Below are 24,604 nucleotides of genomic sequence, written 5' to 3' on the forward strand. Positions count from 1 at the left end.
CGCCGCCCTCACCCGAGCCCCTCACCCGCGCGGGCGAGGGGCGACGCCGCCTCGAGCTCCACGAACGCCTCCCCGAGCCAATCGAGGAACGCCGCGTCCCACGCCGGCCCCTCCGGAAACCCCGCCGCCACGCGCGCCGACAGCTCCGCGTCCCACCGCTCGTACGTTGCCCGCAGCGCGCCGTGCGCCTGCCTTGCCAGGACCGCGCTCCGCTCGCCTTTCCGCTCGCCCCCTTCGATGAACGTATCCTCGCAGAGAAAGTAATTGCAGGTCGCGGGCCGCAAGGGCGGCGCGATCGTGCATCCGCCTGCCCCGTGGAACACGCATTTGCGCTCCATCGGCTCCGTCGGGGCCTCGCGCCGCTTCACCCGCCGGAGCACGAGCCCATCCTCCGTCGGAATCAGGTCCTTCTTGGCAATCCGCGCAAGTAAAAAATCCCGACCGCCGCCGGCGACGACGCGCCCCACGTCCGACCAATCCATCTCGGGGGGTGCTTTGCAACAGCCTGCCGGGCCCTGCGGGCATTTCGCGCAGAGCGTCGAGAGAAGCAGGGTGTGGGGGCCGAGGACTTCGAGTCGGATCATCGCACCGCGAGGCGGGAGGCGAGCGCTGCGCGGACCGAGCGGCCCACGGCGTCTGCTTCTTTCTTCAGCTCTTCGGGCATCCAGAAATGGAGCACGCGGCCGAGCGCCTCCGTGTTCGACCGGAGGAACGCCATTCCGCCCGTCTCGGCCCGCTCGGTGCTTTGCGGGAAGCACTCCTTGCACAGGCATGGCAGGGGCCCGGCTGGATCGTGTTTCGTCACGTTCACCGCCGGCGCCACGCCCGAGCTCCAGGCCGCGCCGAACAGCAGCGCGGCCGAGGGCGCGTCGAGCAAACGCGGCGTCTGGAGCGACATCCCGAGCGTCCCGGGGGACGCGGTGATGCCTTTTCCGTTGGCGAACTGGATGCGGGGCACGAGCGAGCTGATGTCGTGGATCGGCACCCGGTTTCGCCCGCTGCGCCAGCCCTTGCCGTTGTTCTGCGGGTTCTCGAGCACGGCGACGAGCCAAAGTGTGTCGGCCGGCGGCCGTACGGTCACGAGGAACAGCCGTCCGCCGCTGGCGAGCGGGGCGAGGGCCTTGCTCTGGCTGTGGTAGGTGTCGATGGGCCACACCTTGCCGGGCTTGCGCCCGCCCGCTTCCTTCTCGAACACGGCCTTGCTGACGATGGCGAGGACGTCCGGCATGGGCGCGACTCTACCAGAACCGGCGTGGGAGGTCAGGGCCCATCCCGCGTACGCGCCTCGGCCGTGGGAAACGCCTTCGCGGAGCCCGCGCGCCCGATTTCCCGGTGGGAAACGTGTTCGCGGTGACCGCGAAGGCGCCCGTCACCTGCCGGACGGGTCCGCGGCGCGCGCGAAGACGACCGTCGTCGGAAAAACGGGTCCGCGGCGAGCGCGAAGGCGTCCGTCGTCGGAAAAACGGGTCTGCGATGGCCGCGAAGGCGTTTCCCATGGGAAAGTCGTCCTCGCGGCGGCCGCGAAGGCGATTCCCAGCGTCTTTGGCGGCTTGCGGCGTGGCGCGGGCTCGGGCAACCTCAGGGCATGGCTGCTGACGCTGCGCGGAAACGTGCGACGTACGAGGACCTCCTGGCGCTCCCGCCGAACGTGAAGGGGGAGATCCTGGATGGGGTGCTGTATACGCAGCCGCGTCCGCGGTTTCGGCACATGCGAACCGCCACGATCCTCGGTGGGAACATCAGCAGCCCCTTCGACAGCGGCTGGACCGGTCCTGGCGGCTGGTGGATCGTCGTCGAGCCCGGCATCGAGCTGCCCGACTCGCCGGAGGTCTCTCCGGACATCGCAGGCTGGCGCCGCGAGAGGATGCTGGAAACGCCGGAGGATGGGCCCATTACGGTCGTCCCCGACTGGGTCTGCGAGATCCTCTCGCCCAGCACGCGTCGCTACGACGAGCACACCAAAAAGTGGTTTTACGCGAGGCACGGCGTCTCGTGGTTGTGGCTCATCGACCCCGACGCCCGCCTGCTCACGGCACATCGCCTGCAGAACGGGGGCTGGTTCCAGTTTGGCTCGTGGGTGGACGACGACCGCGCGCGGATCGAGCCGTTCGAGTCGGTCGAGCTGTCGCTCTCCGCTCTTTGGACGCCGAAAGACAACTGACTTCGGCGCGCTCCCTCTGGCTCCCCGCAGACGCCTGACCTCACCCCTCCGGCGCCGGCTCCGCCCCTTCAATCTCCGCCCCCTCGTCCTCCCCGCGGATCTTCCGCTGCGTCGGACGCACCTTCTCCGCCAGATCCCGATATCCGGCCAGCCGGTACAGCCCCTCCAGCGTCGACGCCGTCCCCTGATACACATCCGACCACGCCGCTGCCGCGCGGTCCCGCGCCGCGAGCGCCGTCTCGAGCTCGCGCGCCTCGCGGTGGTCGTCCCCGACGGCCGCTTCGAGCTGGTTGCATTGCTTGATCACCGATTGCTGCGCCACCGACGCGTTGAACGTCGAGCCGAGCGGTGAGACCACGACCACCGGGTGCTCGCCGAGCAGGCGCGCCACCGTCTTCGTGTACTGGAGCAGCTTCGCCGGCACGCGCGGCGATTCGGTGGAGAGGCCGTACGTCGCGAGCGCCGCCGCCCCCATGTGGTCCTCGATCGTCCGGCGCAAAAGGCCGAGCAAGGTCGCGAGCGCCGTCGCCGCCGCGTCGCGCGAAGCCCGCACCGGGCCGTCGTCCGCGCGCTCGGCGGCGAGGTCCTCCTCCGCTTTGCCGAGCTCCGAGGCGGCCCGCGCGAGGCCGTCCGCCAGCGACTCGAAGATCGACGCGTACGCTTGTTTCGTCGCCTGCGACCGCGCCGCGAGGATCTCCGCGACCGCCGCCCCGTGCGCGCGCGCCGAAGCGACGACCTTGTCGCTGACCCGGATCTGATTCTGCACCTGTTCGCCGACCTTCGACATGAGCACTCCCTCCAGCGGCCGCGAGGGTAATCGGGAGCGGACGAGCGGAGCAAGCCGAGAATCGCGCCGCGCCGCTTGACATTCGAAGGACTTTGCCGTCCCGCTCGCAGGCGATCCCGTGGACCGCTCCTCCCCCTCGAACCTCCCCGCGCTCGTTCGCCTCCTCGACGAGGACGCCGAGGTCCGGCGCGACGCCGTCGAATCGCTCGACCCCCGGCCGCTGCCCGCCCGTTTCGCCCTGCGCCAGGCCTTGCTCGGCGACGAGGACGCCGACGTCCGCGCGGCGGCCGCCCAGAAGCTCGGCGAGCTGCGCAGTCGACGCTTCGCGCACGCCTTCGTCGAGGCGCTGGAAGACCCGATGCCCTCGGTGCGGGACCGCGCCTATCGCGCGCTCGCGCGGCTCGTCCCAAGGGGGACGGCTCGCGTCCCCCTCTCGTCTGGGCAAAGCCCAGACGATTCACCCCCCGAGGCGATCTCGCTGCGCGATCTCGCAGAGCGCCCACTGGGCGCTCTCGAATCGCGCGACGTGTTGCCCCACGCGGCCCGCGCCATTCGAAAGGAGCCCGTGTGGTGGGTGCGCAGGTCGGCCGTGCGCGCCGTCGCCGCGGCCGGCGGGAAGGAGGCGCTGCCGCTGCTCGTCGAATCCCTCGCGGATCCATTCTGGCGCGTGCGCCACGCCGCCGTGCAAGCGCTCGTCGTGCTCGGCGAGGACGATTCCGAGGTGCGGGACGAAGTCGCCCAGGCCGCCGCGAAGGATGAGGCCGGGACCGTGTCCTCCGCGGCGCATTACCTCCGCGCCGCCTGGGCCGGCGTGGTCGATACGCCCGCCGCGACGGCTTCGCCGCCCGTGTTCCTCTCCGAAGGCCTCGCCGACGAGGATCCCGCCGTCGTCACGGCGCGGCTCGAGAAAGCCGATCCGTCGGTCGTGCCCGCCGCCGCTCTCGTCGCGTGGCTCGGCGACCCCCACGCGGCCCTGCGCGCCCTCGCCCGGCGTCGGCTGCGCGAGCGGAACGATCCCGATGCGCTCCTGCTCGCCCTGCGATGGCTCGACGAGCCCCGCGTGCCCCACGCCGCCGCCGAGGTGCGCGCGGTGCTCGATCGGCTGGGGAGCGCAGAGGATCTCCCGCTCGCGCGGCGCGTCCTCGCGGCGGATCCGCCGTCCCCCGGCGCGCTCGCCTGGGCCGCGGAGGTGCTCGCGGTGCGAGGGAATGCGGAGGACGTCGGGCGGGTGCGCGAGCTGGCGAAAGGCGGCGCGCCGGCCGTGCGCGCGGCCGCGGTGACGGGATTGCTCCGCGAGCAGCGCTCGCTGCCGATCGTGCTCGGCGCGCTCGACGATCCGGACGAGGAGGTCCGCGCGGCAGCGCTCGCCGGCTGGGAGCGGCGCCCCGGAGCCCCGCGGATTCTGGCGGCGTGGGCCGAGGCCCTCGTTGCGTCCGCCCCGCGCGCCGTCTCCGCGCGGGAACGCCGCGCCGTCGCCGAAGCGGCGGCCCTCCTCGGCGACGATGGGCTGCTCGCCCGCGCCATGGCCGATGCGGACCCCGCGATTCGCGCGGTCGCCCTCGCCGCCCGCGCTGCTTCAGGGGAGCTCCCGCCCGCCGAATGCGCCAGCGCCCTCGCCGACGAGGACCCGTGGATTCGCGCCGCCGTGCTCGACGCGGTCGCCGCGCTCGCCGCCGCCGTCAGCGACGCCGACCCGTGGATCCGGCGCCAGGCAGTGACCCTCGTGTTTCGCTCTCGGGACATCCTTGCGGCCGAGGACGTCCGCGCCTGCGCCCTTGCTTCCGCCCTCGCCCCCGACCCGTTCCTCCGCGCCCGCGCCGCCGATCTGCTCGCGCCCGAGGACGACGCGGTCGACCCGGAAGCGCTCCGCGCCTTGCTCCGCCTCTCCCAGGACCGCACGCCGATGGTCCGCGCGGCCGCCGCGAGCGCCCTCGAAGGCGTCGCCGGCCTGGAAGACCGGCTCCTCGCGCTGCTGGATCCGTCGAAGCCCGAGCCGGACGAGGCCGTGCGCACGTCGGCCTATACGTGGCTCTTGCGCGACGGCGACGATCGGGCCCTCGCGCGGCTCGTGGCGGCCCTCATGCCCGGCGCGGAAGGGGCGCTCGTGAAGGCGCACCTCGAGGCCCTGACGCTCGTGCTGCCGGACGAGGCGTTCTCCAAGCAGCCGTCCCTCGCCGAGCACCGCCCGGCCTCGCCCCCGGCCGCCGCGGAGCCGCCTCGAAGGCGCCCGCCGGCGCCCGCGCGGCCCGAAGGCGTCACCCTCCGGCCCCTCGGGACGACGGGGCTCTTCGTGTCGCCGCTCGTGGTCTCCGGTGCCCACGGCCTCGTCGCGTCGAGCTTTGCCGATGCCCGCGAGGCGGGGGTCAATGCGTTCTTCTGGGAGCCGCGATATCACGAGCTCACGCGGTTCCTGCGGTCGCGCCGGGCGGGGCGGGAGGGGCTCGTCGTCGTCGCAGGCACCTACCATTCTGGCCCCGAGGCCCTCCGCGCCGATGTCGAGCGCACGCTTGCGCGCTTGCGCGTCGACTGGATCGACGTCTTCCTGCTTTTCTGGGTCCGCTCCCCGGATCGCCTCGCCGACGAGGATTACGGCGCCCTCGCGCGTCTGCGCGAAGAAGGCAAGCTGCGGGCGTTTGGCTTCTCCACGCACGACCGAGCCATTGCGGTCTCGGCGCTCCAGAAGCACCCCTGGCCCGTCGTGATGACCCGCCACAGCGCGGCCCACCCCGGCGCCGAGAGCCAGCTTTTGCCCGAGGCCCTCGCCCGCGGCACGGGCGTGCTCACGTTCACGGCGACCTCGTACGGCCGCCTTTTACGGCCTGCGTCCGGCGACGAGACCAAACCCCCGAGCGCCCCCGATTGCTACCGTTATTCGCTCACGCAGTCCGGCGTGTGCGCCACGCTCACGGCGCCGCGCAGCCACCGCGAGCTCGTCGAAAACCTCACGGTCCTCGCGCGCCCGACGCTGCCCGAGGACGCGCTCCCTTTGCTTCGTGCCCACGGCGAGCGTGTCCGTGCCGAGACGCGGCGCTTCGACGCCCTGGTCCGCCGCGCCCCGGGCGGCCCGCGCGACCGGCTGCGGGCGCTGCTCGAAGAAGACACGACGCGCCCCGACGATGCTCTTCCACCCGAGCCGAAGATGTGATGACATCGCCGGGCTCACGGGAGGCGCGAGCAGCCAGCTATCACCCCGCGATGTCACGTCGCGGCTGCGAACGACTCCCCATGGAGAATGAAGCGTCACGGGGACCGCCCCGCAGGGCTTTTCGTCCCCGTACGCCTCTGCCGAGCAGGTGGCGGCGCCTCCCGTGAGTTGCGTTTCTTCGGGGCTTCCCTGGGTCGGGGAAATATGCTCCGATGGGGATGGCTCCCGGGGACACGAGCAGCCAGCTATCACCCCGCGATGTCACGTCGCGGCTGCGACCTGTACCCCATGAAGAATGATGCGTCACGAGACCGCCCTGCGGGGCGATACAGCTTACAGCTGTAGGTCTTGTGCACGCCTCTGCCGTGCAAGTGGCGAGGTCTCCGGGAGCCTTCTCTTTCCTCGTCGAGGTCAGCCGACCGCCGTCTCCGCGGGGCTCTCCTGGGTTCGCCGCGCCTCCGCGCGCCGCTTGCGCGCGTACTCGCTCGTCACCTCTCGCACGATCTCCGGTCGATCGCGGAACACAAACCGCGCCGCAGCTCGCACGATCGCGATTCGTTCGAGCAGCAGCGCGACGAGCCGATTCCGCAGCAAGAGCGCGTCCCTCGTCACCTCGCTCGCGGCCGCGCGCCCGGGCTTTTCTCGCAGCGCCGCCGCCACCTTCTTCGCCTCGCCGATGGAGGCTGCCGAGAAACCCCCGAGCCCATCGAGCTCTTTTTCGTACGTAGCCGCGAGCGCTGCATGATCTGCGAGCGCCGCCGCGATCGCGTCCGCGGAGCGCGGATCCGCCTCGTGCGCCGCGCCGACCCGCGCGAGCTGCGCGTCGGCGGCGTCGGTCACCCCATCGTCGAAATGGTACGCGAGCGCGGCCTTGATCTCGCCGAGCAGGAATCGGCCCCGCTCGATCGGATCCTCGTCGGGTTTCGTCGTATCGACCGTCAAGAGATACCGTGTCTGCGCTTCCTGCGTGGCCCGCTGGATCGACAGAATCTCCTTGCCCGTCTTCGGCCCGATCTTCCGCGCCCCTTTCCCCTTCCCGCGGCCTGCCACGGAATCGAGCCCGCGGCGGACGACCGCGCCACCCTCGCTGACCTGCGTCTTGTAATACTTCTCGAAGAACCTCGCGACGTCCACGGCCTCCCCGAAGAGCACGTGCAAGGGCACGGGCGACGGGGGCAAAGCGTCGGCGTCGACGTTCATGGAACGAACGACCTCGGACCACCGCACGAAATCGGTGCTCGACTTTGACATGATGTAGAGCTCCCTGGGACGCAGACGCGCCGAACGCGGCCGGCAGCGCCCCGGTCGACGGAGGAGGATGATCCCGCCTCCGAAATGGGTGAACGCTGGGGATAACCATCACGTGCCTGGCTGCAATGGGTCGAGCAGGAATTTTGCGCTCGGGCAGGACAGGGGAGGGAGCGTCCTGCTGTCCTGGAGGGTGGGGTCGGTGTCCTGGAGGCGGGGGTTGGTGTCCTGGAGGGGGAGCGGGGTGTCCTGGAGGTGTCTTGCGGCGTCCTGGACCCTCTGGTACGCGCACAGACGGCCAGCCCGGGAGGCAGCGGTGCACATCGCAAGTATTCAGATTACGAACTACAAGAGCTACCGCGAGTCCGCCGAGCTGAAGCTGACCACCGGGATCAACATCATCACGGGGCAGAACAACGCGGGGAAGACGGCGCTGCTCGAAGCGCTCTCCTTGAACATCGCGGACAAGCCCCACCGCAGCATGGCGACCGTGCCGCAGGTGGGAATGGGGCCCGCGGGAGGCTCGGTCCTGCGCGTGAGTATGAGGGTGGAGGAGCAAGAGCTGCCCCAGTTCATCCGACCTACGCTTGATATTGATCTTCCTCGGGACGGTACCAGACTTATTGGAGACCCACAGAGGAGATCTGTTTTCCGATCCTTTTGGAGAAGGTCGCGCGCAAGCCGCTCCTCGGCACGGCCATCATCGCCGTGAACAGCACCGGGGATCTCGAAGGACGCCACGCGAAGACGGTCTTCGAGATTTACGAGCGCCTCAGCAAAGCCAAGGGCCTCCTGCCGCCCGCCGTCGGCTTTGTGTTCGACAAGGAAGAGCGCACCGAAAAGCAGATGTCCGACATCCGAGCGCAGAGCAATGGCGTGGTCACCTTCACGCCGCGGCGCCTCTACGAAAACTACCTGCTCAACCCTCGCGCGATCGCCGAGGTGATCAACGGGATCCCCGGCTTCCGCGAGGAACCCGTGACGGAAGCCGAGGTGGACGCGTGGATCCGAGGGCAGCTCGATGCCTGGCGCGAGGGAACTGCCGAGGTGAAGCGGTACAAGTATTTCCCTGCCGCATCCTTCGACGCAGACCGCTGGAAGGACTCAATTCACGGCGCCAGACTCCTCGAGCGACTGTTTACCGACCTCTCGCAGACACGTGTCTCGTACCAGAAGACCGAGCATTCGGTGCGGCTGACACAGTGGATTGCCGAGCACTCGCCCGAAGACCTACGCGAGCTCGCCGACCTGCTGGGCAACGTCCTCGACAAGGGCCGCGAGCGATTGGCGCTGCGCTGACGCTCCACACAGCGAAACGTCGGTCGCAAGCGCACTCACCAGAAGTGTCCCAAAAAAACGGGTAGCCAAGATTGGCTGGACGGCGGGGTTTTTCCGGGTACGTTCGTTTGTCGGCGCATGACCGACAACCCGCACGACGCGCTCTTCCAGTACGTCTTCTCGAATCCGGAGCACGCGGGCCCTGCGCTCCGCACGATGCTCCCGGCGGCGCTCGTCCAGGCGATCGACTTCTCGACGCTCGCGCTCTCCCCGGGGCATTTCGTGGACCCGGAGCTCGACGGGCACCGGAGTGATTTGCTCTTTTCGGCCAAGCTTTCAGGCCGCGACGCGCTGATCTACGTGCTCTGGGAGCACCAGAGCTACGTGGACACGTGGCTGCCTCTGCGGCTGCTCGAGTACATGGTGCGGATCTGGCGCTCGTACCGGGACGAACACCCGCGGGCAAAGAAGGTGCCGGTCATCGTCCCGGTCGTCTTGCACCACAGCAAGACCGGGTGGCGCGCGGCACGGCGGTTCGAGGAGCTCGTCGATGTCGACGCGGCGGGCCTCTCCGTGCTCGAACACGTGCCGCGGTTCGAGTTCGTGCTGGACGACATCAGCCACGTGGACGACGCCGAGCTGTCGCGCCGGGCGATGACGATGCTCGGTCGGTTGGTCCTGTACCTCTTCCGTCACGCGCGCGACCCGGAGGAGCTCTTCGCAGGGCTCGGCCGGTGGGCGGAGGCGCTGCGGCAGGTGATGCGCGCGCCGGACGGGGAGACTGCAATCAAGGCGGTGATGGAGTATCTTCGAAGCGTCGGCAAGCGAGACGAGGTCGAGGTAGTCATGGCGGTGAAGAAGGTGGTGGGCGACAGCGCGTTCGACCGGATCTTCTACGCAGGCGAGCGGATCGAGCAGTACAAGCGGTGGCAGGAGGAACGAGCGAAGGAGCCCGGGAAACGCGAGCTTCTGGCGCGCCAGCTGAAGCTCCGCTTCGGCGAGCTCCCCGCTTCCGCCCAGGAAGCCCTCGACGCGGCCACGTTCGAGGAGCTTGATGGGATCGCGGAACGAATCCTCACCGCGTCCACGCTCGCCGAGGTCCTCGGCGAGGCCACCCAGCGGCGCGGGCACAAGGAAAAAGAACCCGAGGATCCGTTTGCCTGGATCGTGAAGGCCTTGGAAACCGCCGAGTCGACCAAGCCCCCTCGAAAGAGCCCCACACGCAAGTCCCCGCAACGCCGCACCCGCGGTCGCTGAGTCCCTCACACGGCGCCTCCGTTCCCCCTTAAAAATCTCCCCTCATCCCTGGTAGGATGCGCCGCCATGAGCCTTGTCGGCCTCCTCCTCGAGCTCAAGCCCTTGCTTGCCGATCCCGACGCGAACCTCGATCGCGTCGCCGAGCTGCTCGAGCGACACCAGGGCCTCGCGGAGTACGAGGTCGCGCGGTTTTACGCGGGTCGCGCCTTCGTCGAGCCCGTGGGGCGACTGCTGCGCAGCGAGGATCCGCGCGAGCGGCTGCGCGGCGTCCGGATTGTCCCGCTCCTCTTCGCCCGGGGAAACGCAGCGCAGCACCTCCGCCGCATGGTCAAGGACGCCGACAATGGCGTCGCGGGCGCCGCGCGCGCCGCGGTCAAGACGCTCGGAATCGCCGACGTCGCGCCGCCCGATCGGCGCGCCACGCCCTCGCGGTTCGCGAGCCCCACCGCGCCCGGCGGCTGGAATCCCACGGGCTGGACGTTCGGGCTCTATGGCGCGCGGTACGTCTTCCGCCGCGGCGCGGCCCCCACGAAGACGCCGCCAAAGGTCGATGTCCCCAAGCTGAGCAGCCGCGCCGGCGTGGCCAAGCTCGTCGGCGTCAAGCCCGGCGAGCTGCCCGCCCTCATGCGCCCCGGCACCGGCAAGGGCAGCGGTTACGTCGAGTTCGAGATCCCCAAGCGCACCGGCGGCCTCCGCAAGATCTCCGCCCCGCGCGTCCGCTTGAAGGGCGTCCAGCGCGCGATTCTGCGCGAGATCCTCGCCAAGATCCCCACCCACCCCGCGGCCCACGGCTTCATCGAGGAGCGCTCCACGCTCACGAATGCGAGCCCCCACGTCGGCGCCGCCGTCGTCGTGCGCGTCGACATCGAGGACTTCTTCCCGACGGTCCATTACCGCCGCGTCGTCGGCTTCTTCCGGCGCCATTATGACGAGGAGGTCGCCGCCGCGCTCGCCGGCCTCACGACCCACCGCACCAAGCTGGCGGACGGCACCGTGGTTTGGCCGGGCGCATTGCCGCAGGGCGCGCCCACCTCGCCGGCCCTCGCGAACCTCGTCTGCCGCCGCCTCGACGCGCGCCTCGACGCGCTCGCCAAGAAGGCGGGCGCGACGTATACCCGGTACGCCGACGACCTCACGTTCTCGTTTCGCGACCCGCCCGCGCGCCTCGGGCGGTTCCTCTGGTGGGTCAATGCGATCCTCCAGCAGGAGGGCTTCGCCGAGAACGTGAAGAAGCGCCGCATCATGCGCAAGGGCAATCGCCAGCGCGTGACGGGCCTCGTCGTCGACCAGAAGCCATCCATCCCGCGCGAGGACCGGAGGCGGTTCAAGGCCATCCTGCACAACTGCCGCGAGCACGGCATCGCCTCCCAGGCCCGCGGCAAAAGCGACTTCGCGGCGTGGCTGCGCGGATACGCGGCCTACGTGCGCATGATTCACCCCGACCTCGGCGCGAAATGGCAACGCGAGGTCGAGGAGATCCTGACGAAATCATGATTCGTGACGGGACGCCGCGCTCGCGTGGCTCGCACGAGGGGAAGGGGAGATCGTGTCGAACGTGGACGACCTGAATCCGTACGAAGCGCCCAAAGAAACGAACACCACGAAGCGGATCAAGAAAAAGAAGGCGGTTGAAGACGACGCGCCCCACGATCCCTCGATCGACGCGATCGTCTTCTCGCTCCAGAGGACGCGGCCCTGGATCACCCTGTTCGGCACGCTGTGCTTCCTCGGCGCCGTCGGGCTCGTAGTCTTCGGCCTCTACATGACGAAAATGGGGCCGGATTATAACCCCGCGTATTGGGTCGGCGCCTTCATCGCGTACATCACGCTCGCGATCCTCTACGTCGTCACCGGCATACGCCTCTTCCGATACCGCGACAGCATCAAGCAGGTGATCGCGAGCGACGGGCGCCTCGATTTCATCGCGACCGCGATCGAGCGCCAGCGCGAGTTCTGGGCGTTCGTCGGGGTCGTGACCGTCGTACTCCTCGGCCTGTACCTGCTCCTCATCCTCGGTGGGTTCATGTTCGCGTTCTCTCGCTGAAACGCCGTCCCCGATGTCCATCCACGAATTCCCTCCCTCCCACGCCGCCCGCGTCCGGCCGCTCTGGGATCTCGACCCCGCGATCACCTTCCTCAACCACGGCTCCTTCGGCGCCTGTCCGCTCCGGGTTCGCGAGGCGCAGGATCGATTGCGCGTGCAGATGGAGCGCGAGCCCGTTCGATTCTTCGTCCGCGAGCTCGAAGCGCTCGCCGACGCGGCCCTCGAAGCGCTCGCGGCGTTCGTCGGCGCAGGCGCCGCGGATCTCGCGTTCGTCCCCAATGCGACGGCCGGCGTCAATACCGTCCTCCGCTCGCTCGATCTTCGCCCCGGCGACGAGCTCGTCACGACGAACCACGAATACAACGCCTGCCGCAATGCCCTCGACGACGCGGCCGCACGCGCCGGCGCCCGCGTCGTCGTCGCGTCCGTCCCTTTCCCCCTCGATTCTCCCGACGACGTCGTCCGGGCCGTCCTCGATTGCGTCGGACCGCGCACCCGCCTCGCGCTCGTCGACCACGTCACGAGCCAGACCGGCCTCGTCTTCCCCGTGGAGCGCATCGTCGCCGAGCTCGCCCACCGGGGCGTCGATACCCTCGTCGACGGCGCGCACGCCCCCGGCATGGTCCCGCTCGACCTCCGCGCGCTCGGCGCCGCCTATTACACCGGCAATTGCCACAAATGGATGTGCGCGCCGAAGGGCGCCGCGTTCCTGCACGTGCGCCCCGACAAACAGCCCGGCGTTCGTCCGCTCTCGATCAGCCACGGCGCGAACAGCCCCCGCACGGACAGGTCTCGCTTCCGGCTCGAATTCGACTGGACCGGCACGCATGATCCCACGCCGTACCTCGTCCTGCCCGAGGCGATTCGTTTCCTCGCGTCCCTCCTGCCGGGCGGCGCGCCTGCGCTCGCCGAGCACAATCGGCGGACGGCCCTCGCCGCGCGGGAGCGCTTGTGCGAGGCCCTCGGCGCGCCGCCGCCCGCGCCTGCGTCCATGGTCGGCGCACTTGCCACCGTCTGGCTCCCGGAGGCCGCGGGGGATCCGCCTGCGCCCCCGCTTTTCCTCGATCCCTTGCAAGAGGCGCTTTTTTCGCGCCATGGCATCGAGGTCCCCGTCATCCCATTTCCGCCTCCACGGGGCAGGGTCCTCCGGATCTCCGCGCAAATCTACAACGACCCCGAAGATTACGCGCGCCTCGTAGACGCGCTCCGGGCCGAAGGGGTATCTTGATCGCCTCCTGGCTTCCTTGGAGGTGCCCATGAAATTCAAGAGTGATTCCCCGAACCAGAATCCCGTCAAGACGCTCACTCCTGGCATCCGCCGCCGCGATTTTCTCAATGGCCTGCTCGTCGGCGCCTCCGGGATGCTGCTCGGCGGCCTGGGCACGGGATGCAGCGACGAAGGGGGCACGGGCACCCCGCCGGCGCCGGGACCGCAGTACAAAGGCGACGTCTTCACGATCTGCCACCAGGTCCGCGACGGCAAGGCCTTCGAATTGCCCGCCGCCTCGGGTGAGCCTTACGACTGCGTGATCATCGGCGGCGGCATCAGCGGTCTCGTCGCCGCGCGCAAATTGCAGAACAGCGGGGTCACGAACATCCTGCTCCTCGAAAAAGAGGACCCCGTCGGCGGTGTCGCCAAGAAGGGCGGCGATCCGGACCGCACGCACGGCCAGGCCGCCGCGTACACCGTGTTTCCCTACAACGACAACCTCTACGAGACGTACGAGGATCTCGGCATCATCACGGGCTACGACATGGACGGGGCCCCCATCGTCGACGAGAAATACATCGTCAAGGGCCCGGCGAACGGCGATTGGTTCGACGGCAAATGGTACGAGGACGGCTGGGAGGCGGGCATGGATGCCCTGCCTTATTCGCCGAACGTCATCGACGACCTCAAGGCCTTCCGCCAGGACATGATCGACTGGTACAACTACGAGGGCCAGGACCAGAAGCTCGGCTTCGACACGCCGACCGACAACTCCACCACGGATCCCGACGTCCGCGACCTCGACAACGTCACGCTCTCCGAATACGTCGCCTCGAAGGGCTGGGCCCCCGAGGTCAGCGAATTCTTCGACCCGTACGTCCGCTCCGCGCTCGGCACGACGCACGACAAGGTGTCCGCGTGGGCGGCGATTGGCTTCCTCGGCGCTGAGTTTTCCCCCGTCCTCTCCCAGCCCGGCGGCAATGCGTACCTCGCGCTCATGCTCGCGGAAAAGATTGGCGCCGATCGCATCAAGGCCGGCGCATTCGTCCTCCGCGTGAAGAACGAGGGCGACGAGGTCCACGTCTCCTACATGATCGACGGCGTGATCACCACGATCCGCGCGAAGACCGCCATTTATGCGGCGAATCGGTACATCGCCAAGCACGTCGTGCCCGAGCTCGGCGCTGCCGGGCGCGACGAGGCCAAGGACTATCGATACACGCCCTACATCGTCGCCGCCGTGTACGTGAACAAGACGCCGCCGAATCTCGGCTTCGACAACTGGGTCCACGGCGATTTCATTTTCACGGACTTCATCGTCGCCGACTGGACGAGCCACGCCGATCCCGCGGCGGCCCCGCTCGATCGGCCGAACGTGCTCTCCTGTTATTGCCCGCTCTTCGGGCCCACGGCCCGCCTCGATCTGCAAACGAAGCCGTTCGAGGAATACGAGGAGCGCATCCTCGCGGACCTGGAAAAGGCCGTGCCCGGCGTGCGCGAGACCGTCACCGGCGTCGACCTCTATCGCTGGGGGCACGCCATGCTCGTGGCCGAAAAAGGCTTCGTTTTCGGCCCGGCGCGCCTCTCGGCGAAGATGCCGCTCGGCAAGATCAGCTTCGCCTGCCACGACTCCGACGGCCTCCCCGCGTTCGAGAATGCCGTCGGAGCCGCTTATACGGCGGTCGGCGAGGTGGCGGCCCACCTCGGCGTCATGATCTGATCGCGCTCAGGGCAAGAGCTTCGCCACGAACCCGTCATTGGCGCCGGCGCTCGACACGAAGCCGGTTCCGAGGTCCAGCGTGCCCTGGAATCGCCCCCCGACGATGACGCTGCCCGAGCCGTCCACGGCCACGGCGCGGCACTGCTGTTCGAGATTGTCCCCGCCGCGGCGGCTCCACACGTGCGCGCCGAGCGCGTCGAGCTTCGCGACGAATGCGTCGTTGCCGCCCAGGCTCGCGATCGGCGAGGCGCCGCCGAAGTTCACCGAGCCCGTCATCCGGCCCGCCAGCACGACGTTGTTTTGCGCGTCCGTGGCGACGGCGAATCCGGTCTGATCGCCGGTGTCCCCGAAAACCTTGGCCCACTGGAACACGCCCGTGCCGGCGTACTTCGCGACGAAGATGTCGTTGCTGCCCGCGCTCGTCAGGTCTCCGCCGCCGTAATCGACGGTGCCCGCGGCCGCGCCGGTCACGATCACGTTCCCCGCGCCGTCCACGGTCACGCCATTGCCGATCTGGTTGCCGATGCCGCCGAGGCGGCGGCTCCATTGATGTTGCCCCGCCGCCGTGAGCTTGACGAGCATCGCGTCCTGCGTGCCCAAGCTGATGAGGTCCCCCCCGCCGAAATTGACCGTGCCCTCCAAGAGGCCTGTGAAATACACGGCGCCGCTCGCGTCCGTGGCGACGCCCCGCATCCCCTGGTTGTTCGCGTCGCCGTAGCTCCGGCTCCAGACGTGCGCGCCCGCCGGATCGAGCTTCAGCACGAAATGATCGTCGAGCCCCGCCGCCGTAAACGCGCCGCCGCCGAAATCGACCGTGTTGCGATAATGACCCACCACGATCACGTTGCCCGTCGCGTCCACGGCCACCGCCGAGCCCTCGTCCCCGCCCGCGGCCCCGTACGCGCGGCTCCACATGAACCCGCCCACGGGCGAGAGCTTCAGCACGAACACGTCGCTCGTCCCGGTCACGCTCACGTGCGGCCCGCCGCCGAAATCGACCGTCGACTGGAAGACCCCCGTCACCACGATGTTTCCCGCGCTGTCGACGGCCACGCCGCGCGCCCCGTCGGTGCCATTCGCGCCGTATCGATGGCTCCAGAGGTGATTGCCCTGCGCGTCGTACTTGGCCACGAGGATGTCGTGCACCGTGTTCGGCGACGAGAGCGGCCCTCCGCCGAGATCGATCGTCCCGACGAACTGCCCCACGGCAATCACGTTGCCCTGCGCGTCCGTGGCGACGTCGATGATGTCCTGATCGAACGTATCGCCGAACGACCGGATCCACCCGGTCGCGCCGCACATGTCGCCCACGAGCCCGGTGCAGCTCTCGTCCTCGGGGGTCATGCAATTCTCGGCCTGAGGCAGCACTTCGCCGACGCAAGGCCCATACGCCGAGCCCTGTGCATTGCACGTCTGCGTGCCCGCCTTGCAGATGCCGACGCCGAGCGTCCCGCCCGGCCCGGTATAACAAGCCGTGGTCGATCCCGGCTGGCAGACGCAGCCCGCGCCGCTCTCGTTGACGAACCCGTCGCAATCGTCGTCCTCCGGCGTCGCGCACGTCTCGGTCTGGGGCACGATTTGCCCGACGCAGCTCCCGTACGCCGTCCCGTCGGCATTGCACGTCTGCATACCCGCCTTGCAGATGCCGACGCCGAGCGTCCCGCCCGGTCCGGTATAACAGAAGGTGGTGGATCCCGGGGCGCAGACGCAGCCCGTGCCGCTCTCGTTGACGAGCCCGTCGCAATCCTCGTCCGCTGGGGAGAGGCACGTCTCGGTCTGCGGCAAAACCTGCCCCATGCAGGCCCCGTACGCCGTGCCCTCGGCATTGCATACCTGCGTCCCCGCCTTGCACACGCCCTTGTCGAGCGTGCCCATCGGCCCCGTGTAACAAGGCGCCGTCGCGCCGGGGCTGCAGGCGCAGCCCTCCTCGTTCGAGAGCCCGTCGCAATCGTCGTCGCCCATGGTCTGGCAGGACTCGGCCACGGGCACGACCTCGCCGACACACGGGCCATATCCACTCCCGTCGCCGAGGCACGTCTTGATCCCGGCCTTGCACAGGCCCACGATCTGCGTGCCAGGCGGGCCCGAATAACACGCATCGATTTCGCCGGGCGTACACACGCTCCCGCCGCCGGCTCCACCCGCGCCGCCTGTGCCACCCGCGCCGCCCACACCGCCCACACCGCCGGTGCCACCGGTGCCGCCCATACCGCCGGTGCTGCCCATTCCCCCGACGCCGCCGGCGCCGCCCATACCGGCGGTGCCGCCCGATCCTCCGGGCCCGCCCCAGCCTGCCTCGCCGCCGTCTCCGCCTTGTCCGCTGCTCGAGCTCGACGTCGTATTGCCCCCGGACGCGCAGCCCGTGGCGAGCGCGAGGGGGACGAGGAGCGGGACGAGGGTGAGCCGGGAGCGAGAAAATCGACGTTTCATGAATCGGGCAGGTAACCCGCGTCGAGGGCGCGCGTCAATGGTCGGGAGGCGCTCACGAAGCGGAGGACGGGAACGACGCGCCCCGCGCGGCTTCGAACGCGTCGAGGATCTTCGCCGCGGGGTCGACAGCGGCGTCCGCGTGGCTAAACTCGGGGCCGCAGACAGATCAACGCGAGAGGACCGCATGGAATACCGCACCCTCGGAAATAGCGGCGTCAAGGTCTCCACCCTTTGCCTCGGCGCCATGACGTTCGGCGAGGCCGACGAGAAATCGTTCATGCACAAGGTGGGCTGCGACGAGCCCACGGCCCACGCGATCATGAACCGTGCCCTCGACCGCGGCGTAAACTTCCTCGATACGGCCGACGTCTACGGGCAGGACGGCCTCTCCGAGCGCGTCGTGGGCAACTGGCTCGTGCAGGGCAAGCACCGCGAGCGCACGGTCCTCGCCACGAAATTCCGCTTTCGCATGGGCGACGGCCCGAACGGCACGGGCGCCTCGCGTTATCGCATCATGCGCTGCGCCGAGGACAGCCTGCGGCGCCTGCGCACCGATCGCATCGACCTTTACCAGATCCACATGCAGGACAACGACACGCCCGAGGAAGAGACGCTCCGCGCGCTCGACGACCTCGTGCGGCAAGGAAAGGTCCTCTACATCGGCGCCAGCAATTACGCGGCGTACCGGCTCACCGACAGCCTGTGGACGAGCCGCACGTCGCACCTGAGCCCGTTCGTCTCGCTCCAGATGCAATACAGCCTCGTCTCGCGCGAGCTCGAGCGCGAGCACGTGCCGCTCTGCAAGAAATTCGGCCTTGGCATCTTGCCTTGGTCGCCGCTCGCGGGCGGGTTCCTCACCGGCAAGTATCAAAAAAACCAGCCTCCGCCCGGCGGTGCGCGGCTCGACAAGTGGAAAAACCAGCTCGCCGGCTTCGACAGCCCGCGCAACTGGCGCATCCTCGACACGGTCACCGCCATTGCCCAGGAGCGCAATACGACGAAGGCCGCCGTTTCGCTCGCGTGGCTCGTCCACAAGCCCGCGGTGACGAGCGCGATCTTCGGCGCGCGCAATCTCGAACAGCTCGACGCATGCCTCGCCGGCGCGGAGCTCGCGCTCTCGGCCGAGGAAATGAAGCGCCTCGACGAGGCCAGCGCCTTCGAGCCCGGATACCCCTACGAGATGATCGGCCGCGTGCAGCAGGGCCGCTGGTAGCTCAATGCCACGAGGGCCGCGACGAACGTGACGGCGGGACGAGCGTGATGCGGTCCTCCGCCGGCGGCGGCGTCAAGAGCGGCGCGAGCCGGTGATACGCTTCGAGGGGCGTCTGCACGAGCCCCTCGGCCTCCAGCGCCGCGAGCAGCCGCGACCGCGCAATCTCGCTCGGCGTCGTCGGGACGAGCTTCTGCGCGAGCGCGATCGCCTTCGCCTCCGAGAGCGACGCGGGCAGGACGATCGCGTCGTTCAAGCAGCTCTCCGTGAAAGCAATCGCCGTGAGTTTGTCCCCGGCGGGCCCCGCATACCAGCGGAGTTTTTCCGCCATGCTCGCCGCGTCCGTCTTCTGCGACGAGACGGCCGTGACGTCGGCCGTCTCGTGCAAGACCGCCTCCACCGCGGCCCGATGCGAGCCGAGGAAGACCTGCGACGCGAACGTCTTGCCCGGCTCGATCCCCTCGGCCCTGAGCTTCGCGATCGCCAGCAAATACCCCCCGGCCGAGAGAGGATCCACCCACGCCGCCTTCGTCCCCGCGAGCGCCGCGAGCCGGACCCCTGCGTTTTTCCGGGCCACGATCGCGGATCGATAATTCGTTTGTCCTCCCCGTACGATCGTGAAGACCGCCCGCGCGGCGGGCAGCTTCGCGGTCACGCCGACCGGCGCCCAGACGAGGTGCGCCTCGCCCGAGGCCGTGCGCTCCTCGATGTCGGCGTAATTCGCGGCCACGTACGTCTCGACGGGCTCGCCGAGCTTCTGCTCCAGCGCGGCGCGGATGAGCTCGGCGCGCGCCTCCGCCTTGGCGCGACCGAGCGCGGGCGGCAGGACGAACCGGAGGCCCCCCATTGCCGCCCCTATTTGCTCGCCGCCTCGGTGGGGGCCGTCGCGCAACGAATCCCGAGGAAGCCGCACCGGTAGGTCACCTGGAACCGGCCCGGCCGCTCCACGCGGAACATGTTCGGAATGCCGTCGCGCCAGCTCGCGCCGCGGCCCACGCGGTCCTTCGTCTTCGCGTCCTGCGCGCTCGTCGTCCATTCGAAGACGTTGCCCGCCATTCCGAGCAGCCCGTCCTTGCTCGCGCCGGCCGGGTGCGCCGCGACCGGACACGTGCCTTTCAAGAGGCCCTCTTTCCCGCCGGACCAGCAGAGCTGATCCTTCGGCGGCTCGTTCCCCCAGGGATAGACGCGCCCCTCCTCGCCGCCGCGCGCCGCCCACTCCCACTCCTCGTCCGAGGGGAGGCGTTTTCCTTGCGCCGTGCAGTAATCGATGGCCTGCTGGAAATCGACGCAGACCATCGGATGGTCTTCCTTGCCCTGCTTCTTGTACGTCGCCTCGGGCGCGCAGGTCGCGAATGCGTCGTTGCATTTCTTCGACCCGACGCACGCCTCGTATTCCTTCGCCGTGGCCTCCGCCTTGTCGAAGCAGAAATCGGCGATCTTCGCCTCGTTCTTGAGGAAGCCCATCTTGTAGGACCCGCCCTTGACGAACGCCATTCCCTCGGGGCACGGGGCCTTCGGGGCCTCGGGCGGCTTGGCGTCGGCCGTCTTCGCGGGCTCGGGCGTCGCCGCGGCCGTCTTGGCCGGCTCGGGGTCGTTCGTCGTCGGCGGGTCGGCTTTGGCCGTCGTCTCGGCCGGCTTTGCCTCGGTCGCGCCTGCGCCCGGCGCCTTCACGTCGCCGCCGCCCTCCTGCGCGCCGCCGCCGCAGCCGAACGCGGCTGCGAGGCCAAAGCCGAGGAACGCGGTGCCGAACGTGAGCAAACGAAGAGCCTTCATGGAAACATTCCTCCGACGACGAAAGAAAAACCGTTTGTCAGCGCAGCACGAGGGTCGGTGCCGGCTCCCCTTCGATCCAGTGTTCTTGCAGGACGAGCCCCGGCGAGACCATGGAGCCCCCGTAGGTCTCGCCGAAGGAGAACAGCTCGAAGATCCGCCGGTCGCCCGGCTTGATCGGGAACATCACCTGGCCCGACGGAGGCGCGGGAACGCCCTCCTTCGGCTCGGGCATCCAGAGCGAGACGCCCCGGTTCGTGCCGCCGACGAGCGAGGCGGCCGTGGTCTGGGCGTCGCAATGGACCTTGAGCCAGCCGCGCGCCCGCCACGCCCGGCAATTCTCGGCGCGCGGGCCTTTGCGGGTGATCCGCACGCGCGTCGCCTTTTGCCATTCGGCCGGCGTGGGCGGCTTCGGCGTGCCTTCCTCGAGGGGAATCGGCTCGAAATCGATCGGCTTTTCCTCCTCGTTCGCCGGTGCCGGCGGATCGGCCTTGGCGGCCGGCAGGAGCGCGAGGAAGACGAGGGCGGCGAGGATCCGGGCGCGGCTCATAAGGTCTTCAGGAAGGCGACGAGGGCCTCGCGGTCCTCGGCGGAAAGATGGCTCGTGTTCCCCATGCGATCGCCGTTCATCTCGACGAGTTTTTCGAGGGTCGAGACGCGACCGTCGTGAAAATAGGGCGCCCGTCCGGCGACGAACCGGAGCGAGGGCGTCTTGAGCTCCAGCTTCGACTCGTCGTCGAATCCGCTCACGGGTGGCAAGCGCTTCAGCGGATAGGGCGTGCGATCCGTGTAATGCGTCTCCGGCACGTGGCAGTGGGCGCATTTCGTGCCTTTGTTGAGGAAGAGCTCGCGCCCGCGTTTTTCCTTGTCGGTGAGCTCGCGGTTTTCCCGCGGCGGCGGGACGAGGCCCTCGCGCACGAATGCGGCGACGAGCGAGGCGCGCCCCACCGCGGCGCCGCCGATGTTCTGCGGCATGCCGCCCCAGCGATGCAGGCCCATGCCGGCCGTGATGCGCGCGCCGAGGTCCGGGCTCTCGCCGTGCCAGCCATAAGGCCCCGCCGCGTTCACGAGGCCCGCGAGCATCGGGGTTCGTCGCGGAAAACCTTTTGTCTTCGCGAGGTCGGGGATGTTTTCGTACGCGCCGACGAAGTTCGTGCCGAGCCCGTCGATCGTGTCGAACGTGGCTTCGTGCCAGACGTGCCCATCGTCGCGCCCGTCGGGGTGGCAACCCGCGCAGCCGAGCCCGCCGCTCAGAATGGGATCCGTCGCGTTGTAGAAGAGCCGCCGCCCTTTCTGCGCCTCGGCCGAGAGCGTGTCATCCGCGAGGTGCACCAGGGTTTGTCGGTCCCGCACGATGGGATCGACGGGCGCCTTTGCGGCGAGGTCGAGCGCGACCACGTCGTACGTCGAGCGGCAGAACACGTACGCCGTGTCCTCGTCGGCCGAGAGCGCGATTCCCGAGGGCGCGCCGCATTCGGTCGCCGCGCCGTATCCCGGGTCGTACTTCTGGCCCACCTGGAAGATACGCACGATCGCGAGCGTCGGATCGAGCGCGACCGCGTCGAGCTCGGCGACGACGTCGTCGCCCTCGCCCGCGACGAGCAGCGTGTCGGATTTCGCGCGGTAGACCATCGCCCGCGGCTGCGTGAACGGGCCCTTGTCGCGGCCCGGGATCGACACCGGCGTATCCGCGGTCATCGTCAGATCCGCGACCCGGCTTTTTTGCGCAGGCAATCCGCCCACGTGCGTCGCGGCGAGCTGCTCGGGCGCCGCGCGGCCATTTTTCCCGGGCAGGAGCACGACGTCCACCGTCGGCTGCCCGAACCACGATCGTCGCGCGAGCGCGCCCACCGCGTGCCGCGCCACGAAGAGCCGCGCCTCGTCGGGCGAGGTCACGAGCGAATACCCGAGCGACGCGTGGACCTTCTTGCCCGACGGCGCGCGCACGGGCGAGGGCATCACGCCGATCGTCTCCACGACCGGCGCGCCCGACGCTTCGCCGATGTGCGTCACGTCCGCGCCCACGAGGTGGCTCACGAGGATCTCGCCGCTCCCGAGCGCCACGATGCCCCGCGGCTCACGCGCGACGTCGGCCGACCACACGACCTTTCCTGCTGCGAGATCGATTTTCGAGACCGTGTGCGTCCAGGCGCTCGTCACGAACGCGTGGCGCGCGTCTGCCGTCGCCGCGAGGCCCCACGCATCCGCGGGCAAAGATACGCGGCTCGCCTCGGTGAGCGCGCCCGACGCGTCGGCTTTGAGCACGAGCAGCAGGCCCGGATCGCGGATCGTCACGAGCACCCCGTCGTCGATCGGCAGGACCGCGGCCGGCGCGCCGGGCAGCGGCACTTCGGTCGCGGCGGCGCCCGGCGCGAGCGGGAGCGGGATTCGCCGGAGGACCTTGTGATCCTCGTCCGCCACGAAGAGCGCGTCCCCCGTTCGGCTCCGCGCGATCACGCTGCCTTGCCGTTCGGCCGGCGAAAGCGGCTTTGGCGGCGTGGGCGCGGCGCTCGTCGCCTCCGCGGGGGCAAGCGAAGCCGAAGGCGCGGGCGCCGAGGCGTCGGGCGTGTCCTTGGGCGACGAGCAAGCGAGGGGCGAGGCGATCGTGATCGCGAGGGCGACGAAAAGGCGAGGGTTTGGTCCACCCACGAGAAAAGCTCTATCGGAGCGCCGCGCGCGCGGCAAGAGGCGGAGCGATCGTGGTAGGGTCGCTCGCATGCACGCGCGGGTTCTCGCTGTCGTGACGCTCCTCGGCCTCGCCGCCGCGTGCGGCGCGCGCAGCTCGCTCTTCGCCCCGGAGGCCGAGCGGCATGATCCTGCGTGCGGCGACGGGCTCGTCGATCCGGGCGAGGCGTGCGACGACCACAACGAGGTCGGGACCGACGCGTGCGTCCCCGGCTGCGTCCTCGCGCGCTGCGGCGACGGCATCGTCCGGGCGTTCGTCGAGGCCTGCGACGACGGCAACCAGATCTCCGGCGACGGCTGCACGGCGACGTGCGCGCTCCCGAGCTGCGGCAATGGCATCCTCGAGCCGGGTGAGGTCTGCGACGATGGCAATGACATCGACACGGACGATTGCCCCTCGCGTTGTTTGCCGGCGACGTGTGGCGACGGCTTCGTCCAGGCGGGCGTGGAGGCTTGCGACGCGGGTGCGGCGAACGCCGATAGCCCGGCCTTTTTGCTCCTGCAAGGCGCGCTCGCGCGGCCCGTCGTGCCCGTCACGCGGTCCTCGCCGCTCGTATCGTTTTACGACTACGGCTCGGCGAGCGCGCACACGGGGTTCGAGGAGCTCGGGGCGAGCAAGCTTTTTCTGTATCGTGACGCCGCGCCGAACGGCCTGCTCGGGCTCGTCGCGCTCCACGGGGTCGACAAGAACACGACCGGAGAGATCCAGCCTCCCGGGCGCGTCGAGATGTCGTTTTTCGGCTTGCCCGCGGGCACGTTCGTCGCGGTCACGGACGACGCGAAGGGTGAATTCTCGCTGCTCGATCCAAAGGCCGCGCGGGGGGACTGGGAGTTCGACGGCAACTCGGACGGCGGCGCGCTCTCGGGCTTGCTCTCGCCGGGCGCGTGGGTGATCGACGTCGTGCCGGGCTTCCTCCAGGGCATCGACCGCTGGGAATGGGTGGACGGAAGCGGCGACGCGATCGTGCTCGATCGCACCGCTACGGCCCGGATCGTGTCCCGCGACGCACCCTCGGCCTGTCGGCTCGATTGCACGATTCCGACATGCGGCGACAAAATCCTCGACGCGGGGGAGGTCTGCGACGACGGGAATGTCGTGAGCTTCGACGGCTGCGCGGCAGATTGCAGATCCACCGATTGAATGAAAATCCGCTCCGTGTGTGAACCGTGGGACCTGCAAAGGTCTGCCCGCGAGGCAAGATCCTTGACAGCGGCGGGAAAGTTTGTCAATTGCGCTTGCCGTTCAGGCCGCTCGTGGCCATTCGGGCTGACTTTTACCCTTCGAGGCACCTCATGAAGATGCAGAACGCAAAGATCCTGACTGGCGCCGTGCTGGCCGCCGCGGGGCTCGTTTCCCTCGCTTCGGGCTGCGAGCTCATCGCGACCGTGGATCGCTCGCAGATCGACCAGGGCTCGGCAGGAGGGGCCGGCGGCACGGGAGGCGGGACCGGCGGCACGGGCGGCGTCGGAGGCGGGACCGGCGGCACGGGCGGCGTCGGAGGCGGGACCGGCGGCACGGGCGGCGTCGGAGGCGGGACCGGCGGCATGGGCGGCGCCGGCGGCATCGGCGGCGAAGGTGGCATGGGCGGCGCCGGCGGAATGGGCGGCATGGGCGGCGCCGGTGGCATGGGCGGCATGGGCGGCGTCGGCGGCATGGGC

At 69.5% G+C, this 24,604-nt stretch carries 20 protein-coding genes and 1 pseudogene; 11 read left to right on the plus strand and 10 right to left on the minus strand.

All coding sequences use genetic code 11. From position 1 onward, the window contains the following. Positions 1–8 precede the first annotated feature (8 nt). Complete coding sequence (locus QHF85_RS39460) at positions 9–584, minus strand: hypothetical protein (RefSeq protein ID WP_281332585.1); 576 nt, start codon at positions 582–584, stop codon at positions 9–11. Then, positions 581–1,228, minus strand: coding sequence for a hypothetical protein (locus QHF85_RS39465; RefSeq protein ID WP_281332586.1), 648 nt, complete (start codon positions 1,226–1,228; stop codon positions 581–583). The genes QHF85_RS39460 and QHF85_RS39465 overlap by 4 nt, the downstream gene beginning before the upstream one ends. A 357-nt stretch (positions 1,229–1,585) precedes the next feature. On the opposite strand from QHF85_RS39465, the gene QHF85_RS39470 reads away from it, so the two are divergent. After that, complete coding sequence (locus QHF85_RS39470; RefSeq protein WP_281332587.1) at positions 1,586–2,161, plus strand: Uma2 family endonuclease; 576 nt, start codon at positions 1,586–1,588, stop codon at positions 2,159–2,161. Between the two features lie 40 nt (positions 2,162–2,201). On the opposite strand, the gene QHF85_RS39475 is transcribed toward QHF85_RS39470, so the two are convergent. Further along, complete coding sequence (locus QHF85_RS39475; RefSeq protein WP_281332588.1) at positions 2,202–2,948, minus strand: hypothetical protein; 747 nt, start codon at positions 2,946–2,948, stop codon at positions 2,202–2,204. Positions 2,949–3,066: 118 nt separating this feature from the next. On the opposite strand from QHF85_RS39475, the gene QHF85_RS39480 reads away from it, so the two are divergent. Continuing rightward, positions 3,067–6,093, plus strand: coding sequence for an aldo/keto reductase (locus QHF85_RS39480; protein ID WP_281332589.1), 3,027 nt, complete (start codon positions 3,067–3,069; stop codon positions 6,091–6,093). Positions 6,094–6,504: 411 nt separating this feature from the next. Here QHF85_RS39480 and QHF85_RS39485 read toward each other — a convergent pair whose 3' ends face one another. After that, a complete protein-coding gene (locus tag QHF85_RS39485; protein ID WP_281332590.1) occupies positions 6,505–7,344 on the minus strand; it encodes a hypothetical protein in 840 nt (279 codons plus the stop codon). A gap of 351 nt (positions 7,345–7,695) precedes the next feature. Continuing rightward, positions 7,696–7,917, minus strand: coding sequence for a hypothetical protein (locus tag QHF85_RS39490; protein ID WP_281332591.1), 222 nt, complete (start codon positions 7,915–7,917; stop codon positions 7,696–7,698). An 84-nt stretch (positions 7,918–8,001) separates the two neighbouring features. Here QHF85_RS39490 and QHF85_RS39495 point away from each other — a divergent pair, with 84 nt between their 5' ends. The 6 genes from QHF85_RS39495 (at position 8,002) to QHF85_RS39520 (ending at position 14,850) form a co-directional block, all read left to right on the plus strand. Further along, on the plus strand, positions 8,002–8,640 hold the full coding sequence (locus QHF85_RS39495) for a hypothetical protein (RefSeq protein ID WP_281332592.1): 639 nt from the start codon (positions 8,002–8,004) through the stop codon (positions 8,638–8,640). A gap of 117 nt (positions 8,641–8,757) precedes the next feature. Next, positions 8,758–9,876 (plus strand): Rpn family recombination-promoting nuclease/putative transposase, encoded by a 1,119-nt coding sequence (locus tag QHF85_RS39500; RefSeq protein WP_281332593.1) that lies wholly within the window; start codon positions 8,758–8,760, stop codon positions 9,874–9,876. Between the two features lie 66 nt (positions 9,877–9,942). Then, entirely contained in the window at positions 9,943–11,370 is a 1,428-nt protein-coding gene (locus tag QHF85_RS39505) for a reverse transcriptase family protein (protein WP_281332594.1), read from the plus strand. A gap of 52 nt (positions 11,371–11,422) precedes the next feature. After that, positions 11,423–11,920, plus strand: coding sequence for a hypothetical protein (locus QHF85_RS39510; RefSeq protein WP_281332595.1), 498 nt, complete (start codon positions 11,423–11,425; stop codon positions 11,918–11,920). A gap of 13 nt (positions 11,921–11,933) precedes the next feature. Further along, a complete protein-coding gene (locus QHF85_RS39515) occupies positions 11,934–13,148 on the plus strand; it encodes an aminotransferase class V-fold PLP-dependent enzyme (protein WP_281332596.1) in 1,215 nt (404 codons plus the stop codon). 28 nt (positions 13,149–13,176) lie between these two features. Then, a complete protein-coding gene (locus QHF85_RS39520; RefSeq protein ID WP_281332597.1) occupies positions 13,177–14,850 on the plus strand; it encodes an FAD-dependent oxidoreductase in 1,674 nt (557 codons plus the stop codon). 6 nt (positions 14,851–14,856) lie between these two features. On the opposite strand, the gene QHF85_RS39525 is transcribed toward QHF85_RS39520, so the two are convergent. Continuing rightward, positions 14,857–17,280 carry an SBBP repeat-containing protein gene (locus tag QHF85_RS39525; protein WP_281332598.1) on the minus strand — a complete coding sequence of 808 codons (2,424 nt, stop codon included), beginning with the start codon at positions 17,278–17,280 and terminating at the stop codon, positions 14,857–14,859. 184 nt (positions 17,281–17,464) lie between these two features. Between QHF85_RS39525 and QHF85_RS39530 the strand changes: the two genes are divergently transcribed. Beyond that, the gene (locus tag QHF85_RS39530) at positions 17,465–18,493 is read left to right on the plus strand and encodes an aldo/keto reductase (protein ID WP_281332599.1); all 1,029 of its coding nucleotides are present in this window, start codon (positions 17,465–17,467) and stop codon (positions 18,491–18,493) included. A 1-nt stretch (position 18,494) separates the two neighbouring features. Here the strand turns inward: QHF85_RS39530 and QHF85_RS39535 are convergent, their stop codons facing one another. The 4 genes from QHF85_RS39535 to QHF85_RS39550 are packed head-to-tail and all read right to left on the minus strand — an operon-like array spanning position 18,495 to position 22,909. Further along, complete coding sequence (locus tag QHF85_RS39535; RefSeq protein WP_281332600.1) at positions 18,495–19,337, minus strand: PhnD/SsuA/transferrin family substrate-binding protein; 843 nt, start codon at positions 19,335–19,337, stop codon at positions 18,495–18,497. Between the two features lie 8 nt (positions 19,338–19,345). Continuing rightward, entirely contained in the window at positions 19,346–20,263 is a 918-nt protein-coding gene (locus tag QHF85_RS39540) for an SUMF1/EgtB/PvdO family nonheme iron enzyme (protein WP_281332601.1), read from the minus strand. Between the two features lie 37 nt (positions 20,264–20,300). Beyond that, positions 20,301–20,810 carry a hypothetical protein gene (locus tag QHF85_RS39545; protein ID WP_281332602.1) on the minus strand — a complete coding sequence of 170 codons (510 nt, stop codon included), beginning with the start codon at positions 20,808–20,810 and terminating at the stop codon, positions 20,301–20,303. Further along, complete coding sequence (locus QHF85_RS39550) at positions 20,807–22,909, minus strand: cytochrome c peroxidase (RefSeq protein WP_281332603.1); 2,103 nt, start codon at positions 22,907–22,909, stop codon at positions 20,807–20,809. Before QHF85_RS39550 ends, QHF85_RS39545 begins: the two co-directional genes overlap by 4 nt. Before the next feature lie 67 nt (positions 22,910–22,976). On the opposite strand from QHF85_RS39550, the gene QHF85_RS39555 reads away from it, so the two are divergent. Both QHF85_RS39555 and QHF85_RS39560 read left to right on the plus strand, forming a co-directional pair. After that, the gene (locus QHF85_RS39555) at positions 22,977–24,086 is read left to right on the plus strand and encodes a DUF4215 domain-containing protein (protein WP_281332604.1); all 1,110 of its coding nucleotides are present in this window, start codon (positions 22,977–22,979) and stop codon (positions 24,084–24,086) included. A gap of 152 nt (positions 24,087–24,238) precedes the next feature. Then, positions 24,239–24,604: pseudogene (locus QHF85_RS39560) on the plus strand (hypothetical protein); the annotation flags it as partial.

Origin of the sequence: Polyangium sp. 6x1 (assembly GCF_029946515.1) — a bacterium.
In the GTDB taxonomy this organism is placed as follows: Bacteria; Myxococcota_A; Polyangia; order Polyangiales; family Polyangiaceae; genus Polyangium.